Here is a 16,123-nt window from a genome sequence, read left to right on the forward strand (position 1 = left end):
CGGAGTCCAGCTGTGAGCGGGTTCCGGTCCGGAGGCAGCCGCGCCGAGCGGTCCGAGGTGCAGCGGCGGCTCGCCACGGCCCGGCGCGGGGCCGAGCTGCTGGACCGGAAGCAGCGCATCCTGCAGGCGGCCATCGACGGCCTGCAGGAACGCGCCGATGAGGGCATCCGCGTCTGGGAAACCAGCGCCCGTGAAGCAGCGGTGTGGCTGCAGCGCAGTACCGGGCTGGACGGTGCGGACCGGCTGCTGGGGGCGGCCCCGCCGGACCCGCCGGACCCGGCGGTCGCCGTCGTGCAGTGGGGCGGGGCGATGGGCATCTCGTATCCCGAATCCGCATCCTGCACGGTGCCGACGTCTCCGCCGGCCGGCGGCAGCTCTGCCCTGGTGTTTGCGGCGTCGGCGCACCGGGCAGCCCTTGAGGCGGCCGTGGCCGCGGCGGCAGGGCAACGGGCGTTGCTGCTGGTGTCGGAGGAACTCGCCGCCACCCGGACGCGGCAGCGGGCAGTAGAGAATCGGTGGATCCCCCGGCTGGAGGAACAGTTGACCGCTATCGAACGCCGCATCGCGGAGCAGGAGCTGGAGGAGAGCCTGCGGCTGCGCTGGGCTGCCGGGCTGATGTGAGGGCGGGAACGCGGGCGGCCCTCAGCGGAACAAGGACCCGTTCAGGGCACGTTGTGGCCCGCTGCCTGAAGGAGTCCGTACCACTCGCCCCTGGTCAGCGGAATGTCCGATCCCTGTGCCGCATCGGTGACGCGCTGCGGCGTCGTGGTCCCGAGGACCACCTGCATCCCGGCCGGATGCCGGGCGATCCAGGCGACCGCGATCGCGGTAGGCGTCACCCCGTACTTCACCGCGAGCCTGTCGAGTTCGGCGTTCAACTCCGGGTAGTCGGGCGACCCGAAGAAGACGCCGCCCTGGAACCCTCTCTGGAACGGTGACCAGGCCTGCAGGGTGATCTTATTGATCCGGGCATAGTCGACCAGGCCTCCGCCGTCGCGGCTGATCGAGTCGTCATGGCTGGCCATGTTCGATGACAGGCCCTGGGCGATAATCGTGGAGTGCGTGATTGAGAGCTGCACCTGGTTAGCCACGATCGGCTGCCGCACCGCGGTCTTCAGCAGGTCGATCTGGCGCGGGGTGTGGTTGGAGACTCCGAAGGAGCGGATCTTTCCGCTGGACTCGAGGTGGTCGAAGGCACGGGCGACTTCCTCGGGTTCGACCAGGGCGTCAGGCCGGTGCAGCAGCAGCACATCGAGGTAGTCGGTGCGCAGCGCCTTCAGGGATTCCTCTGCCGAGGTGACGATGTGTTCGTACGACTGGTCGTAGCCCCATGGGTCGTCGACGATGCCCGTCTTGGTCTGCAGGCTGATCTGCCCGCGCTCTGAGGAGGTCAGCTGCAGCGCCTCGGCGAAACGGCGCTCGCACAGGTGGTAGCCACCGCCTGGGTGGTTGAACCCGTACAGGTCGGCGTGGTCGAAGAAGTCGATCCCCGCCTCGCGGGACGCCGTATACAGGGCACGGATCTGCTCATCGGTGTCGCCGGCGATGCGCATCATTCCCGCAATGACGTTGGGCACCAAAAGGTCGGTACTGCCGAAGGGCACAGTCTTCATTGGTTCCTCCAGGTGGGCTTTGGTCGGGGAGGCGTGTCCCGGGGGCCCCAGCCTACCGGGTTGGTGCCGGGCAGGGTGCTGGACCGCCGGAACCGGGAACGGGTCAGGGCTTAAACGCCACCGCGCGCACGGGCGACCCGTCCAATCCCTCCAGCCGCAGGGGCAGCGCCGAGAACCACGGTTCCGGCCACGGCACCGCGTCCAGATTCGTCAGGTTCTCGACGATCCCGCCGCCTGAGCCCAGGAACACATCGTGGAACGGCAGGAACGTTCCGCCCTGGGCCTGTCCGGGTTCCGCCGGTCCGGGAGTTGGATCCGGGTTCAGGGTGTCGACGCCGACCAGCCGCACCCCGGCCGCCACCAGACGCTCGGCGATTTCGGCATCGAAGGTCGGGTGCTCCAGGTAGGCGGGCGTGTTGAAGTGCCGGGACCAGCCCGTGGAGAACAGCACGATGGTTCCGGGCAGCAGGCCCGCCAGTTGCCCGCTCACGTCCTTCCAGCTCAGGACGGTGTTGGCGGCGGACCCGGGCAGGGAAACGATCCGCGCGGGACCCATGAGGGCCTCCAACGGCATCGCGTCGACGGCAGTACCGTCCTGCACCGTATGCAGCGGCGCGTCCAGATGCGTTCCGGTATGGCTGCCCAGGTGCAGCTGCGCCACGGCGAAGCCGTCTGCAGCCACGGTGGCCGCACTGCGCAGCTCCACCGACGGGTCGCCCGGGAAAACCTGCATTCCGGTGCGGACCGGATGGCTGAGGTCGACAACCTGCATCGGCTACACAGTTCCATCCGCAACCGGGGCGGGCTCGCTCAGGTGGAGGGACTGCGGCCGGCCTGAAACCACGCGGCCGGTCACCGCACACCAGCCGAGGTAGAGGACAAAGGTGAGCGCAAAGGTGGGAATGGTGGCCCCGAGCGGACTGGGCAGCACATAGGTCAGGAGCACGGAGGCACCCGCGCCCACCAGCCAGGCCACCAGCGCCGCCGCGTTGACACCGCTCCGGAACCAGTAGCGCCCGCCGTCGCCAAGCAGGATGTCCGCGCTGTACGAACGTTTCTGCACTACGTAATAGTCCGCGATCATCACCGCGAACACCGGAATGAACAGGGCGCCGATGACGGTCAGGAAGGACGTGAAGCTGTCCAGCAGGCCCAGCCAGGTGGAACCGAGGACGGACACCGCACCCAGCACGAGGGCCGTGGGAAGGAAACGGATCCGCCGGGACGGCACCATGTTCACCACGGAGGAGACCATGCCGTACACCACCATGGTGTTCGTCGCCATCACGGACAGGAAAATCACCACGGCCAGCGGCGCGCCGAAGATCGCCACGATCAGGGCCGGATCGAAGCCCACCGCCTCGCCGCCGTCGAGCACAACATAGCCGATCGCGGTGGCGCCCAGCGCCATGGCCAGAACTGTCGAGACCACGTAACCGACGGCGGAGCCGGCCACGCCGGCGGTCTGGGACTTCGCCAGCCGGTTGAACTCGGCGGAAAGGACCGTCCAGGAGATGGCCGTGGCAATGACGACGTCGAGCACGGAGATCGCTGACATCCCGGCGTCGGCGTCCCGCGGAATGGCAGCGAAGTCAGCCACCGGGAATTCCCGGAACGCGACGGCGAAGACGTAGGCCATGATGGCCAGGATCACCAGGGCCAGCCACGGCTCCACGCGGGCGATGCCCTTGTGGCCGAAGATGGCCAAGGCCACCACCAGCAGCTGGCAGAGCACGGAGAAGAGGACGGGGCTGGAGAAACCGGTGGCGCGTTCCACCAGGAAGTTCACCGTGACTCCGGCAAGCATGGCCTGGACCCAGCTCCAGCCCATCAGGATGACCACGTTTGCGGCCACGGGCAGGAACGAGCCACGCAGTCCGAAAGACCCCTTGGTCAGGGACATGGTGGGCAGCCCGGTGCGGGTGCCCATGTTGCCCACCAGCACCAGGACGCCTCCCCCGATCAGGGTGCCCAGCACGATCATGCCCAGGGCCATGGGCCAGCTGACGCCGGGAACGAAGAGTGTTCCGGTGAGCAGGGTGGTGACCACCAGGTTGGCGGCCAGCCAGATCATGCCGATGCGTCCGACGCCGAGGGTGCCGCGGAGCGGGCCGTAGCCCTCGGCATCCTTGTCAAGGCGGCGGGAGAGACGGGTCCAGGCGGACGGCTGCCCGGTTGCTGACATTGGATTCCCCTTAGGCAACGACGACGACGGGCGTGGCGCCGGCTTCGGCGCCTTCTGCAGCACCCGCATCCGCCGGCTCGAGACTGAAGCCGGGGTCCGGCACCGGGGAAAGATGCTCGTGAACTGCCAGGATCCGGTCCCCGGACCGGGTGAAGACGATCGTTTCCCGTTCCCGGGTGGTCGCCGTGGCGCCGGGGGTGCCGGCCGTTGTCAGCACCGTGTGGCTGAACACCGCGCTGGTGCCGTACACCTGCACATGTGCCTCGGTACTCTCACACGACGTGACCGACCAGCCGTCAGCTAGCCAAAATGCCCAGAGCGCCTCGTATTCGGCACGGCTTTCAAGCCTGGCCGGCTCCGTGTGGAAGACGAACGTAGCGTCCGGAGCGAACGCCGCGAAGTACTCCTGCGTGTCTGTACGGGAGAACGCGGCGACCAGGCTGGCCGCCGCGTCCAAGACGTCGGTTTCGGACAGGGACTGGGCCGGAGCGGGGGTATCCATGGGCCAGCCTTTCAGAACGGGCTGCGGGCAGCGTAAGCGGATGGGGCGTTCCTGAAACGCACCGCCAGGAAACAAGTGATGCGTATTAGAAAACCTGCTCCAGTCTGATGTGAGCGCTGTCACGTGTCAAACGGGGCGGGACCCGCTCGGTGTGGCCGGCCCGGCCCGCGCGTGCCGCCCGTCGCGTGCCGCCCGTCCCGCCTACAGACGGAAGCCCTCGTCCAGCCGCTCGATGATGGTGACGTTCGCCTGGCCGCCGCCCTCGCACATGGTCTGCAGCCCGTAGCGGCCGCCGGTGCGTTCGAGTTCATGCAGCAGGGTGGTCATGATCCGCGCACCGGTGGCGCCGATCGGGTGGCCCAGGGCGATGCCGCCGCCGTTGACATTGACCTTGTCCATATCCACGCCGAGCTCACGCTGCCAGGCCAGCACCACGGAGGCGAACGCCTCGTTGATTTCAAGCAGGTCCATGTCATCGATACTCATCCCCGTGCGCTTCAGTGCATGGCGGGTCGCTTCGATGGGGGCACTGAGCATCATGACCGGATCATCCCCGCGGGCGGAGATGGAGTGGATGCGGGCCCGCGGCTTCAGACCGTAACGGCGCACCGCGTCCTCGGAGGCGAGCAGCAGGACGGCGGCGGCGTCGGAAATCTGCGAAGAGGTGGCGGCCGTGAGGTGCCCGCCCTCGGCCAGCGGGGCCAGGGTGGCGATCTTCGCGCGGTCGGGATCGCGGGGGCCCTCGTCCGCGGTGACCCCGTTCATGGCAAGGATTTCCCGGTCAAAGCGCCCCTCGGCCTGCGCGGCGATGGCCCGGACGTGGGATTCGACGGCGAAGTCCTCCATCTCCTCACGGCTCAGCCCCCACTGCTTCACCATCATTTCCGCGCCGATGAACTGTGAGATCTGCTGGTTCCCGTAGCGCTTTTCCCATCCCACGGAACCGGCGAACGGGTTCGGGAAGCCCAGCTCCTTGGCTGCGGAGTTGGCGAAGGACAACGGGACGGAGGACATGCTCTGCACGCCGCCGGCAATCACCAGATCACTGGTGCCGCTCATAACGGCCTGCGCCGCGTAGGACACGGCCTGCTGGCCCGAGCCGCACTGGCGCTCCACGGTGGTGCCGGGGACACGTTCGGACAGGCCTGCCGCGAGCCAGGAGGTGCGGGCAATATCCATGGCCTGCGGTCCCACTTGGTCGATGGCACCGAGGATGACCTCGTCATACTCTTCGGAGTCGATTCCCGTGCGCCGAACCGTTTCGGCAATCACGTGCGCGGCGAGGTCGGCAGGGTGGATTTTGCTCAGCCCCCCGTTGCGCTTGCCGACGGGAGTGCGGACGGCGTCGATGATGAACGCTTCAGCCATGGTCGAGGGCCTTTCGTCGTTGTAAGGCAGGTTGGCACCAAGTCTTCGGTACCCGGGGCGGCACTCGATGCACAAGGCATGTGCCGTGCACCACAATAAGCGATTCTGACGCGCCGGTAACCAGACCGGCGGTATGTGTCCGGCCGTGCCGCCTTCCGGCCTGGCCAATTCTCCGGGCCTGCATCCTCCGGTTTCTCCGGATCCCTCCGACTTGTCCGGATCCCTGCGGTTTGTCCACAGCCCAACCCGGCCCGAGCCCCTCCGGTTTGTCCAGATCCCTGCACTTTGTGACATTCCCTGCGCTGCGCGGCGTAGGGATCGCGACAAACCGGAGGGATTGCGACATAACGCAGGGATTCAGCACCGGGCCCCGCACCGTCCGCACGAGCCCAGCCCCGGCCCCAGCCCCAGCCCCGGCCCCAGCCCCGGCCCCGGCCCCGCACCGAGCCACGCCGGCCCCGCACCCGAGCACTTGCTCGATTTCCTCCTCCCGGGAACCCAACCTAAAGAACCCTTGCTAAAGATTCCTTTAGGACCTAGCCTCAACACATGAACCAGACCCCGGACCCGGCGGAACCCGGCATCAAACGGCACGCGGCAACCCCGGGAGCGCCCGGCGAGCAAGTGTTCGCCGATCCGGTGCAGATCCGCGCACTGGCGCATCCGGTCCGGCTGGAACTGCTCGGCCATCTGGACGACGCCCGAACGGCCACGGCAACTCAGTGCGCCGCCGCCATCGGCGAATCCGTAGCCAGCTGCTCCTACCACCTGCGCATCCTGGCCAGGCACGGCTTCATCGAACAGGTCCAGCAGGCCGGGCGCGAAAAACCGTGGAAGACGGTTGCACTCCACCGCTCGCACGTCATCGATCCGGAGGCGCCCGGCTCCGTACACGCGGTTTCCGCCGTGGCCGCCATAGAGGTGGACCGCCAGCTGGCACGCATCCAGTCCTGGCTCCGCCGCTCCCCCGCACTCCCTCCGGAGGACCTCGAGGTGTCCACGGTGCACGAGGCCCGCACCTACGCCACCCACGAAGAAATCCTGCAGCTTCGCGAAGACCTGTGGCAGTTGGCCCGACGCTTCGAAGGCCGCTGGGAGAACCCGGATCAACGCCCCGACGGAGCGGTCCCGGTCCGCCTGTTCTCCGTCCTCAATGTCGATCCGGGGCAGGAATGACGACGGCGCCGCCGGCAGTGGGCACCAACCGCGACGTCCTGGGCGTTCCCGGCTTCCGGAGACTGGCGCTGGCCTGGGTGTTCTCCAACTTCGGCGACTCGGTGCTGTTCCTGACCGCCGCCATCTGGGTCAAGCAGCTCACCGGCAGCGACGCCGCCGCTGGCCTCGTCTTCGCGGCCCTCGGCCTCCCGGCCCTGCTGGCGCCCTTCACCGGGCGGCTGGCAGACCGTTACCGGCGTCGACCGCTGCTCATCATCAACAACCTGGGCGCCGGCGTCGTCGTCCTGGCCCTCCTGGCCGTCCGCGGCGTCGACACCGTGTGGCTGGTCTATGCAGTCATCTTCGTTTACGCCATTTCCTCCTACATCACTGCAGCCGCCCAATCCGGACTGCTCCGCGACCTGCTGGACACCCGCCTCCTCGCCCCCGCAAACGGCATCCTGAGCAGCATCGACCAGGGCCTGCGGATCATCTCGCCGCTGGCAGGCGCCGGGATGCTCGCCCTCTGGGGAATGCACACCGTTGTGCTGCTCGCCAGCGCCTGTTTCCTTGCGGCCGCGCTGATTTTGGCCACCTTGAAACTGGCCGAAACGGTCTCTGTCCGGGACGCCGGCGAGACGTTCTGGCAGAGCACGACGGCGGGTGTCCGGTTCATGGCACGGCATCGCCTGCTCGGCCGCGCCCTGCTGACCCTGGGTATCGCCATGGGCGCCACCGGCATCCTCAACGTGACCGTCTTCGCCACGGTGGAGCAGGGCCTGGGGAAGCCGCCGGAGTTCCTCAGCGTGCTGCTGGGCGCACAGGGTCTCATGGCGGTATTGGGCGGACTCACGGCCAGCCTGGTGATCCGGCGATTCGGGATCCGCCGCTGCATGGTCTTCGGCGTCGCCCTGCTCGCCGGCGGCGTACTGACCACCGCGCTGACCTTCCTGCCCCTGGTGATGGCCGGCGCCGCGGCGGTCGGCACGGGCGCTTCGTGGATGATCATCGCCTTTGTCACGCTGCGTCAGGAGGAGACGCCGCCCGGCATGCAGGGCCGGACCGCGGCCGTAACGCAGGTAATGACCAACCTTCCCCAGGTCGGGGCCTCGGTGCTTGCGGCGGTGCTCATCGGGATCCTGCCTTACCAAGTGCTGGTGGCGGCCATGGCCGCCGCCAGCCTGCTTGCGGTGATGCCCCTGCTCTCCCGGCGCGCACGGTCGGTCGGAGACGCGGGTGGCGACGGCGACGACGGCGGCACCGACACACCCGTCCGGGTGCCCGACAGAGGGCGGGTAGAATGAAAAAGCTGTGTTCTGAGCAGCCGACTGCCCGGCAGCAAGCAGTTCCCCCGCCGGCAGTCCCACCCACCAGAGTCTGAAAGCAGCGGAGTGTCCCAACAGGTTTCCACCCCCGTCAGCGCCACCGCCACCAAAGAGATCATCAAGGAGTCCGCCCGGCGGCGTACCTTCGCCGTGATCTCGCACCCCGACGCCGGTAAGTCCACGCTCACCGAAGCGCTGGCCCTGCACGCCCGGGTGATCGGCACGGCCGGTGCCACCAACGGCAAGGAAAACCGCCGGGAAACGGTCTCCGACTGGATGCAGATGGAAAAGGACCGCGGCATCTCCATCAGCTCCACGGCCCTGCAGTTCGCGTACCGCGACACCGTGATCAACCTGCTGGACACGCCCGGGCACGCCGACTTCTCCGAGGACACGTACCGCGTCCTCGCCGCGGTGGACTGCGCAGTGATGCTGGTGGACGCCGCCAAGGGCCTGGAAACCCAGACCATGAAGCTCTTCGAGGTCTGCCGCGCCCGGAACCTGCCCATCATCACCGTGATCAACAAGTGGGACCGGCCCGGCCTGGATCCGCTGGCCCTGATGGACGAGATCACCGAACGCACCGGCCTCGAGCCGATGCCGCTGACCTGGGCCGTGGGCATCGCCGGCGATTTCCGCGGCGTCTGGGACCTGCAGAAGGACGAATACGTCCACTTCGAACGGCAGAACTCCGGCGCCTCGCTGGCGAAGGAAGAACACTTCAGCCCCGAAGACGCCCTGGCCCGCGAAGGCGATGTCTGGACCGATTCGCTGGACGAAGCCGAGCTGGTCATCGACGGCCGCGAGTTCGACCGCAACAAGTTCCTGGACGCCAAGGCCACCCCCATCCTCTTCTCCTCGGCAGCCCTGAACTTCGGCGTCAAGCAGATCCTGGACGCCCTGGTGGATCTGGCGCCGTCGGCCTCCGCCCGCGAGGACAAGGACGGCGGGCTCCGGCCCGTCGAGGCGCCGTTCTCCGGCTTTGTGTTCAAGGTGCAGGCCGGCATGAACAAGGCCCACCGCGACCACGTGGCGTTCATCCGTGTCTGCTCCGGCATCTTCGAACGCGGCATGGTGGTCACGCATTCCAACACCGGCAAGACCTTCGCCACCAAGTACGCGCAGCACCTGTTCGGCCGCGAACGCGAGGTCATCGACCAGGCGTACCCGGGCGACGTCGTCGGGCTGGTCAATGCTTCCGCCCTGCGGGTGGGCGACAGCCTCTACGTCGAGGAACCGGTGGAATACCCGCCCATTCCGTTCTTCTCGCCCGAACACTTCCGCGTGGCCCGGTCCCAGGACCCCAGCCGCTACAAGCAGTTCCGGCGCGGCATCGACCAGCTCGAGCACGAGGGCATCATCCAGGTGCTGCGCTCGGACCGGCGAGGCGATCAGGCACCGGTCCTGGCCGCCGTCGGCCCGATGCAGTTCGAAGTGGTCGAGGACCGCATGACGCAGGACTTCAATGCGCCCATGCGCTACGAGCAGCTCTCCTACTCGCTGGCCCGGCTCACCACGGCAGACGCCGCGGAAATCCTGTCCAACGTGCATGGGGCCGAGGTCCTGGTCCGCACCGACGGCGCCTACGTGGCCGTCTTCAACGATGTCTGGGCGCTGCGGCGGGTGGAAAAGAACCACCCGGAGGTGTCCCTGACGGTCATCGGTACCGAATCGCCCAACAGCAGCCGCGGCTACTAGCGGCACAAAACGCAGACGAGGCACGCCCGTGTCCGCCACCATTTTGCATTCATCGAATCTCGTCAGGCATTTCGCCATGCACGAGGGAAGATCTCAGATCACTACTGAAGTTCATTTATGAAACACCGTCGCCATCCGGCGAGACGTCCCATGAAAGTAACCGCTCGATTCGGCGAACCTGGGTATCTTCCCCAACAGTTGCGGACGAGTTTCAGAACAAAAGGACCAACCTTGCCATCCTGCCGGATCTCCAATCCGGGCATGGTTCAATAAGCGATTGCCAGTATATTCCTGTTCGCCTCAGCCAATATATGTTGGCTGCCAGTGACGGGGCAACGATACCGGTTCCCTGTCTAAGTACGTGTAACCGCCCACCCACTGGTCGATTATCGATAAAGATGCTGGCTGGGCCATACCGCTACAGATCGCCCGCGCATTCAGGACCAAACGGCAAACTGGCCACAGGCAGATTAAATGTCAGGTATTGTCGGGGATAGGTACTCCATAATGGCGACACCTTCGAAATTTCGTAGGACTCCTTATAAACGTCAGCTCTAGATGCCGCCCTGGCAGTTGACGAAGGCTCACTAGGGATTAAATAGTCGAAGAGGACTCTAAGCAGAAAGGCCATCATGCCCATCATTTATGCGCGGAGGACCCAATGGTCTGTAGGGCATGGGGGTTTCCATTCAGGTTTCCTAGGGTCGAAAAGCGCTGCAACTGACCCATTCGTTTGGATATACGATTGCGGAAGCGCATCAAGCGGAAAGGCCTTGACACGCGAATTCAAAGAGTTCTCACGACAGCACTCGGCATTGAGTAAAGAAGAAAATATACATCTCCTTTTCCTCAGTCACTTTCATGAAGACCACGTTGGGGGCCTTGGGAGGATTAAGAGGTCACCCTTCACCGTAAAACAGATATATGCACCGCTGGTCTCTCCCCTCGAACGACTGCAGGTGTTAGCTACCAGTTCCTGGGACGACCCTGATCCTTTTTTTCTCGAACTACTGGCGGATCCGTTGGCAGCCTTGTCTGACGTGGCTGAAAACGTGACATTTATAGAACCCTCAGACGAGGTTCCGCGCGAAATGGAACCTGCCGAAGGGGAGTTGGAACGTGAAGACGAGTTGCCGGATCTAACGGAGGACGATGGCGAGTTCATCGCTCATCCGTCCCACAGCCGTGGACAGGCCCGCACGTCAGCGTCCGAAGCGCTCAACCGCGTTGATTTGAACGGAGAACCCGTATGGGTATTTGAACCCTATGTGCTGAAAAGTTTAGAAAGTGGGCGCGATGCATTTAGGGACGAACTGAAGAACTCGCTTGGATTAACCGCAGGTCAGCTTACAGACAAGCTGTCGGCATCTTCTGGCATTATGTCTCTTATTGATACATCGAAAAAACGCAACCTTATTAGAGCGGCCCATCATGCAGCCCTGAAATCGAGTGGAAACGTCGCGGACTTAAATCTAACATCTCTCTGTCTCTACGCTGGACCCATTAGTCCAACCAAAACAGTTTGGAAAAGCCGATGGCCAGTTAAGGAAGATTATGACGGCGATTGGACTCCGCGATTAGAAGCCGGCATCTGGAGAAACGCGCCGGGTTGGTTGCACACCGGAGATGCCTCACTGAAAGACATTGATCGCGTTCGCGAACTGCTGCGCAATTACAACGCACGATGGTCCAGTGTTGGCACCTTCCTTCTTCCACATCATGGGTCAGATGAAAGCTTCCACGCTGCGATCCTAGGCGCAACGCCTGCAGCCTCTGCTTTCATAGCCGCTGCACAACCAGGATTCCGCCAGCGCCAAGGATGGTTTCACCCAGGACGCAAGACGACTAGCGCCGTTCAAGCGGCCGGACGCTACTCTGTGACAGTTTCTGAAAGCATTGAATCCCGCTTCACGGACACCGTTTCCCTCAAAATTAAGAGGCGTAAGGCACGAGCCCGCTAGGAATTCATTCGTCCATGAGACAGTGGCACAGACTGCCAGCCCCTTGCCCCGTTGCGCACAGAAGCGGAGCTAGTGTTGGGACCCCGATAGCATCGTGATGAGCCTAAGAGTTGCTAATGGATCAGTGTTCTTTAGGTAAGCGTTAGGACTTCGTGAGTATGCTGTGAGCAACATCACCAGCTGCCACCCCCGGTCTCAACGGGACGGCCCTCCCGGAAGGTCTCAGCCATGTCCTCCCCCGCTTTTTCCTCGCTGTCCCGCCCCGTCTTCGCCGCCGTTGCGGCCGATGCCCGTCCCGCTGACAGCGAGGCCTGGGCAGCGCTGAAGCAGGCGGCCACGGCCCTGCAGCCCCTGCAGAACAAGAACGGATCCGTGGATCCCGAGCACCACGGGCAGGCGGTTGAACTGATCGGAACCATTGCCGCTGCCGTCACGGCCCTGGCTCCCGCCTTCCCGCACGACGCCGGGTATCTGCATCTCGTAGTGGAAGACTTTGAGCGCTGGGTGGACGGCGGACTGGACAAGGAACCGGATTTCCTGGATTCGCTGATGGCCTTCGCCCCGCAGCAGGACCGCGTGAACGGCCTCTCCCATCTGGTGGTCTTCCCCATGTACACGCAGAACGGCAGCACCAACCGCCTCGTGGAAGCCGTGCTGATCGAGGTTATCTGGCCTGAGTTTGTCGCCGAGCTCGAGGCCGGCGAGTACTCCAACGGGCTCTTCGTCCCCATCCGCTTCCTGGACTTCACCCCCGGCTACGACACCAACTCCGCCGTGCTCTTCCCGGAAACCGTGGCCGTGCGCGAAACCCCCGCCTTCACCTGGGGCGCCATCTTCGCCGACCGCGAGGCCGCCCGCTTCCGCAAGGTCCTGGCCGCGGCAGCGGACATCACCTCGCTGCAGCTGCCCGCCGAGGCCGCCGAACTGCTGAACAACCAGCAGCTCACCGAGGAAACCTTCATCATGTGGGACCTCATCCACGACCGCACCCACATGCGCGGGGATCTCCCGTTCGATCCGTTCATGATCAAGCAGCGCATGCCCTACTTCCTCTACTCCCTGGAGGAACTGCGCTGCGACCTCACCGCCTTCCGCGAAGCCGTGAAGATCCAGCGGAACGAGGACGCCCCCGAGGAAACCCGCCGGCACGCCCGGCTGGTCCAGTACGCGGTGATCTTCGACCGCATCTTCCGCTTTGCGATCACCGGCAGCCGGGTGCGCAACTACGACGGCCTCGGCGGCCAGCTGCTCTTCGCCTGGATGCACCAGAACCACGTACTCCACTGGACCGACGGAAAGCTCAGCATCGACTGGGAGGAAACGGCCGACGTCGTCGTCCGGCTGGGTGCCGAAATCGAGGAGCTCTACTGGCGTTCCATCGACCGCCCCAAGACCGCGCACTGGCTTGCGGCGTACGATCTGGTGGCAGGAACACTGACGCCGAACCCGGCCTCGGTCTGGGCCCGCGGCCCGCAGGCCCTGCCGCTGGACGGACCGCCGCGCGGCCTTACCGACCAGGTGCTCGACGACGAATTCCCGCTCTCCATGTTCTACGAAGCCCTGTCCAAGAAGATGGCCCCGGTAATCGAATCCACGGCCGGGATCACCGGCTACCGCACGGGAGGCACCTCCGAATGAGCGCTGAATCCGGCACGGCAGCCCCGGCCCCGTTGAAGGGCCGGACCGTCCTGGTGGCCGGCGCCGGAAGCCCCTCGGGCACTGCCGTCTGTGAAGCCCTGGAGGCGGCGGGTGCCAAGGTGGTCGCGGTAGGCCGCGATGCGGCACGGCTCGAGAACACGCTGTTCCGGCTGTACGAGGCCGACCTGCGCACCTGCGACCTCAGCGACGCCGGCGAAGTGGCGGCCCTGGCGGCCGACATGCAGGAAATCTACGGCGGGATCGACGGACTGATCCACCTCGTGGGCGGCTGGCGGGCCGGTACCGGCATCGGCTCCCAGAGCGAGCAGGACTGGGACTTCCTGGAAACGAACATCCTGCGCACCCTGCGCAATGTCAGCCGCAGCTTCTACGACCAGCTCGAGGCCTCCCCGGGCGGGCGGCTGGCGATCGTCTCCTCCACGGCCGTGGAGTCCCCCACGGCCGCCGGCGCGGGATATGCGGCTGCCAAAGCCGCGGCCGAAGCCTGGGTCCGGGCCATCGCCGCGGGTTTCCGCGGCGCCCAGTCCGGACGGAAGGAAGACCCGGAACCCCAGCGCGCCGCCGCCGTCGTCTTCGTGGTCAAGGCATTGGTGGACTCCGCTGAGCGCGCCGCAGCCCCGGACCGCAGGTTCCCCGGCTACACCGACGTCGCGGACCTGGCCGCCGCCGTCGTCCGGCTCTTCCAGCAGGATGCCGCAGAGGTCAACGGGCAGCGGATTCGCCTCGTACCGGCGACGTGACCTGAACTACATCAAGGTAAGAGATACTAGGAACCGTGACTGACATACTCCCCCTGCACGACACCGCAATTAAGGCTTTTGCTTCCGACAACTACTCCGGTGTCCATCCGGAAATCCTCGCCGCACTGACCGCCGCGAACCAGGGCCACCAGGTGGCCTACGGCGAAGATGTGTACACCGCGAAGCTGCGCGAGGTTTTGACCGACCAGTTCGGCAACCACATCCGCGCGTTCCCGGTCTTCAACGGCACCGGCGCGAACGTCATCGCCCTCCAGTCCCTGCTGCCCCGCTGGGGTGCGGTCATCTGCCCGACGACGGCGCACATCAACGTGGACGAGAACGGCGCACCGGAGCGGATCGGCGGCATGAAGCTGCTGGGCATCCCGACCGACGACGGCAAGCTCACGCCCGAGCTGATCGACCGTGAGGCGTGGGGCTGGGGCGACGAGCACCGCGCGCAGCCGCTGGCCGTTTCCATCACCCAGTCCACCGAGCTCGGCACGCTGTACACGGTGGAGGAGATCGCCGCGATAGCGGACCACATCCACGCACGCGGAATGAAGCTGCACATGGACGGCGCCCGGCTGGGCAACGCCGCCGCAGCGCTGGGCGTTTCCTTCAAGGAAATGACCGCCGACGCCGGCGTGGACATCCTTTCCCTGGGCGGCACCAAGAACGGGATGATGTACGGCGAATGCATCATCACCTTTGACCCCGAGGCCTCCCCCGGACTGGATTACCTGCGCAAGATGAACATGCAGCTGGCCTCCAAGATGCGCTTCATCTCCGCCCAGTTCGTCGCCCTGTACGGTACGGACCTGTGGCACCGCTCGGCCTCGCACGCGAACGCCATGGCGAGTCGCCTCCGCGCCGCCGTCGAGCAGATCGACGGGGTGGAAATCACCCAGCCCAGCCAGGTCAACGCTGTCTTCGCCAAGCTGCCTGCCGGTGTCGCCGACCGCCTGCGGGGCAACTTCCGGTTCTACGACTGGGACCAGTCCACCGGTGAAGTGCGCTGGATGTGCACCTTCGATACCTCCGAGGATGATGTTGATGCCTTCGCTGCGGCCATCGCCCGCGAAGTCGCTGCGGATCCGGCACCGCTGGCCGCCCGCTGAGCCGCGGTTACCTGCCGTCCGGCCGCTTCCGCGGCATGGACGGCAGGTAACGAAACGGCCACAGCGGCGAGCCTGCCCCGCCCCCGGCCCTGCACAGCCCGTAGTCTGCGGAGGTGAGTGCAATAGGTGACCTGTCCCAGGTACCCCCGGATTTCCTGACCGCGCTCGGTGCCCTGCGCCGGGCGGCCTGCCGGGCGGAGCTGAAGCTGGAAGAAATCCCGGCACCCACGCGGCTGGCCCCGTATGCCGTTTCCCTCGGCGCCGAGGTTCTGGCCCCCGGCCCCGTCGGTCCGGGCAGCCTGCACGGACCCGCCGCACCGCCGGTCCCCGACCAGCTTGAGCTGGCCACCGGACGCTTCATCCTGCTCCACGATCCCGCCGGCTCCCCCGTCTGGAACGGCACCTTCCGCATCGTCACCTATATCCGCGCGGAGCTGGAACCGGACATGGGCAATGACCAGCTGCTCGGCTCCGTCGCCTGGACCTGGCTGGTGGAAGCGCTGGAGCAGCACGACGCCCGATATTCCATGGCCGGCGGAACGGCCACCCGGGTGCTGTCGGAGAGCTACGGCACCCTCGAGCGCCGGGACGATTCGATCGACATTGAACTCCGCGCCTCCTGGACCCCGGCCGACGCCGATGTGCAGTCCCATCTGGAAGCCTGGTCGGACATGGTGTGCACCTTCGCCGGCCTGCCCCCGCTGCCCGACGGCGTCACGCCCCTTCCCGGCCGACGCCGGAGCTGAGCGCTGCACCTGCCGGAGGCGCGGACCCGCGGGCTGTCCCCGCTGCCCGCAGC

The 16,123-nt window shown here is 65.9% G+C and carries 14 protein-coding genes; 9 read left to right on the plus strand and 5 right to left on the minus strand.

The window, feature by feature from the left end; genetic code table 11:
• The first annotated feature begins 12 nt into the window (after positions 1–12).
• Entirely contained in the window at positions 13–621 is a 609-nt protein-coding gene (locus tag NNX35_RS10300; protein ID WP_255867695.1) for a V-type ATP synthase subunit D, read from the plus strand.
• Positions 622–662: 41 nt separating this feature from the next.
• Here the strand turns inward: NNX35_RS10300 and NNX35_RS10305 are convergent, their stop codons facing one another.
• The 5 genes from NNX35_RS10305 to NNX35_RS10325 all read right to left on the minus strand — a co-directional run bounded on the left by NNX35_RS10305 (position 663) and on the right by NNX35_RS10325 (position 5,668).
• Positions 663–1,613 carry an aldo/keto reductase family oxidoreductase gene (locus NNX35_RS10305; RefSeq protein WP_255867696.1) on the minus strand — a complete coding sequence of 317 codons (951 nt, stop codon included), beginning with the start codon at positions 1,611–1,613 and terminating at the stop codon, positions 663–665.
• A gap of 103 nt (positions 1,614–1,716) precedes the next feature.
• The gene (locus NNX35_RS10310; protein ID WP_255867697.1) at positions 1,717–2,385 is read right to left on the minus strand and encodes a cyclase family protein; all 669 of its coding nucleotides are present in this window, start codon (positions 2,383–2,385) and stop codon (positions 1,717–1,719) included.
• Positions 2,386–2,388: 3 nt separating this feature from the next.
• Entirely contained in the window at positions 2,389–3,798 is a 1,410-nt protein-coding gene (locus tag NNX35_RS10315; RefSeq protein ID WP_255867698.1) for a cytosine permease, read from the minus strand.
• Between the two features lie 10 nt (positions 3,799–3,808).
• The gene (locus NNX35_RS10320; protein ID WP_255867699.1) at positions 3,809–4,300 is read right to left on the minus strand and encodes a nuclear transport factor 2 family protein; all 492 of its coding nucleotides are present in this window, start codon (positions 4,298–4,300) and stop codon (positions 3,809–3,811) included.
• 201 nt (positions 4,301–4,501) lie between these two features.
• Complete coding sequence (locus tag NNX35_RS10325) at positions 4,502–5,668, minus strand: acetyl-CoA C-acetyltransferase (RefSeq protein ID WP_255765919.1); 1,167 nt, start codon at positions 5,666–5,668, stop codon at positions 4,502–4,504.
• Positions 5,669–6,217: 549 nt separating this feature from the next.
• Here NNX35_RS10325 and NNX35_RS10330 point away from each other — a divergent pair.
• The 8 genes from NNX35_RS10330 (at position 6,218) to NNX35_RS10365 (ending at position 16,070) form a co-directional block, all read left to right on the plus strand.
• Complete coding sequence (locus tag NNX35_RS10330) at positions 6,218–6,844, plus strand: helix-turn-helix domain-containing protein (RefSeq protein ID WP_255867700.1); 627 nt, start codon at positions 6,218–6,220, stop codon at positions 6,842–6,844.
• The gene (locus tag NNX35_RS10335; protein WP_255867701.1) at positions 6,841–8,127 is read left to right on the plus strand and encodes an MFS transporter; all 1,287 of its coding nucleotides are present in this window, start codon (positions 6,841–6,843) and stop codon (positions 8,125–8,127) included. The genes NNX35_RS10330 and NNX35_RS10335 overlap by 4 nt, the downstream gene beginning before the upstream one ends.
• An 87-nt stretch (positions 8,128–8,214) precedes the next feature.
• On the plus strand, positions 8,215–9,846 hold the full coding sequence (locus NNX35_RS10340; protein WP_255765916.1) for a peptide chain release factor 3: 1,632 nt from the start codon (positions 8,215–8,217) through the stop codon (positions 9,844–9,846).
• A gap of 632 nt (positions 9,847–10,478) precedes the next feature.
• Positions 10,479–11,807 (plus strand): MBL fold metallo-hydrolase, encoded by a 1,329-nt coding sequence (locus tag NNX35_RS10345; protein ID WP_370647018.1) that lies wholly within the window; start codon positions 10,479–10,481, stop codon positions 11,805–11,807.
• 228 nt (positions 11,808–12,035) lie between these two features.
• Positions 12,036–13,445 (plus strand): DUF6421 family protein, encoded by a 1,410-nt coding sequence (locus NNX35_RS10350; protein WP_255867703.1) that lies wholly within the window; start codon positions 12,036–12,038, stop codon positions 13,443–13,445.
• The gene (locus NNX35_RS10355; protein ID WP_255867704.1) at positions 13,442–14,206 is read left to right on the plus strand and encodes an SDR family oxidoreductase; all 765 of its coding nucleotides are present in this window, start codon (positions 13,442–13,444) and stop codon (positions 14,204–14,206) included. Before NNX35_RS10350 ends, NNX35_RS10355 begins: the two co-directional genes overlap by 4 nt.
• 35 nt (positions 14,207–14,241) lie before the next feature.
• Complete coding sequence (locus NNX35_RS10360) at positions 14,242–15,324, plus strand: low specificity L-threonine aldolase (protein WP_255867705.1); 1,083 nt, start codon at positions 14,242–14,244, stop codon at positions 15,322–15,324.
• A gap of 122 nt (positions 15,325–15,446) precedes the next feature.
• A complete protein-coding gene (locus NNX35_RS10365; RefSeq protein WP_255766576.1) occupies positions 15,447–16,070 on the plus strand; it encodes a DUF3000 domain-containing protein in 624 nt (207 codons plus the stop codon).
• Positions 16,071–16,123 lie beyond the last annotated feature (53 nt).

The sequence above is a fragment of the Arthrobacter sp. zg-Y844 genome (assembly GCF_024385465.1).
In the GTDB taxonomy this organism is placed as follows: domain Bacteria; phylum Actinomycetota; class Actinomycetes; order Actinomycetales; family Micrococcaceae; genus Arthrobacter_B.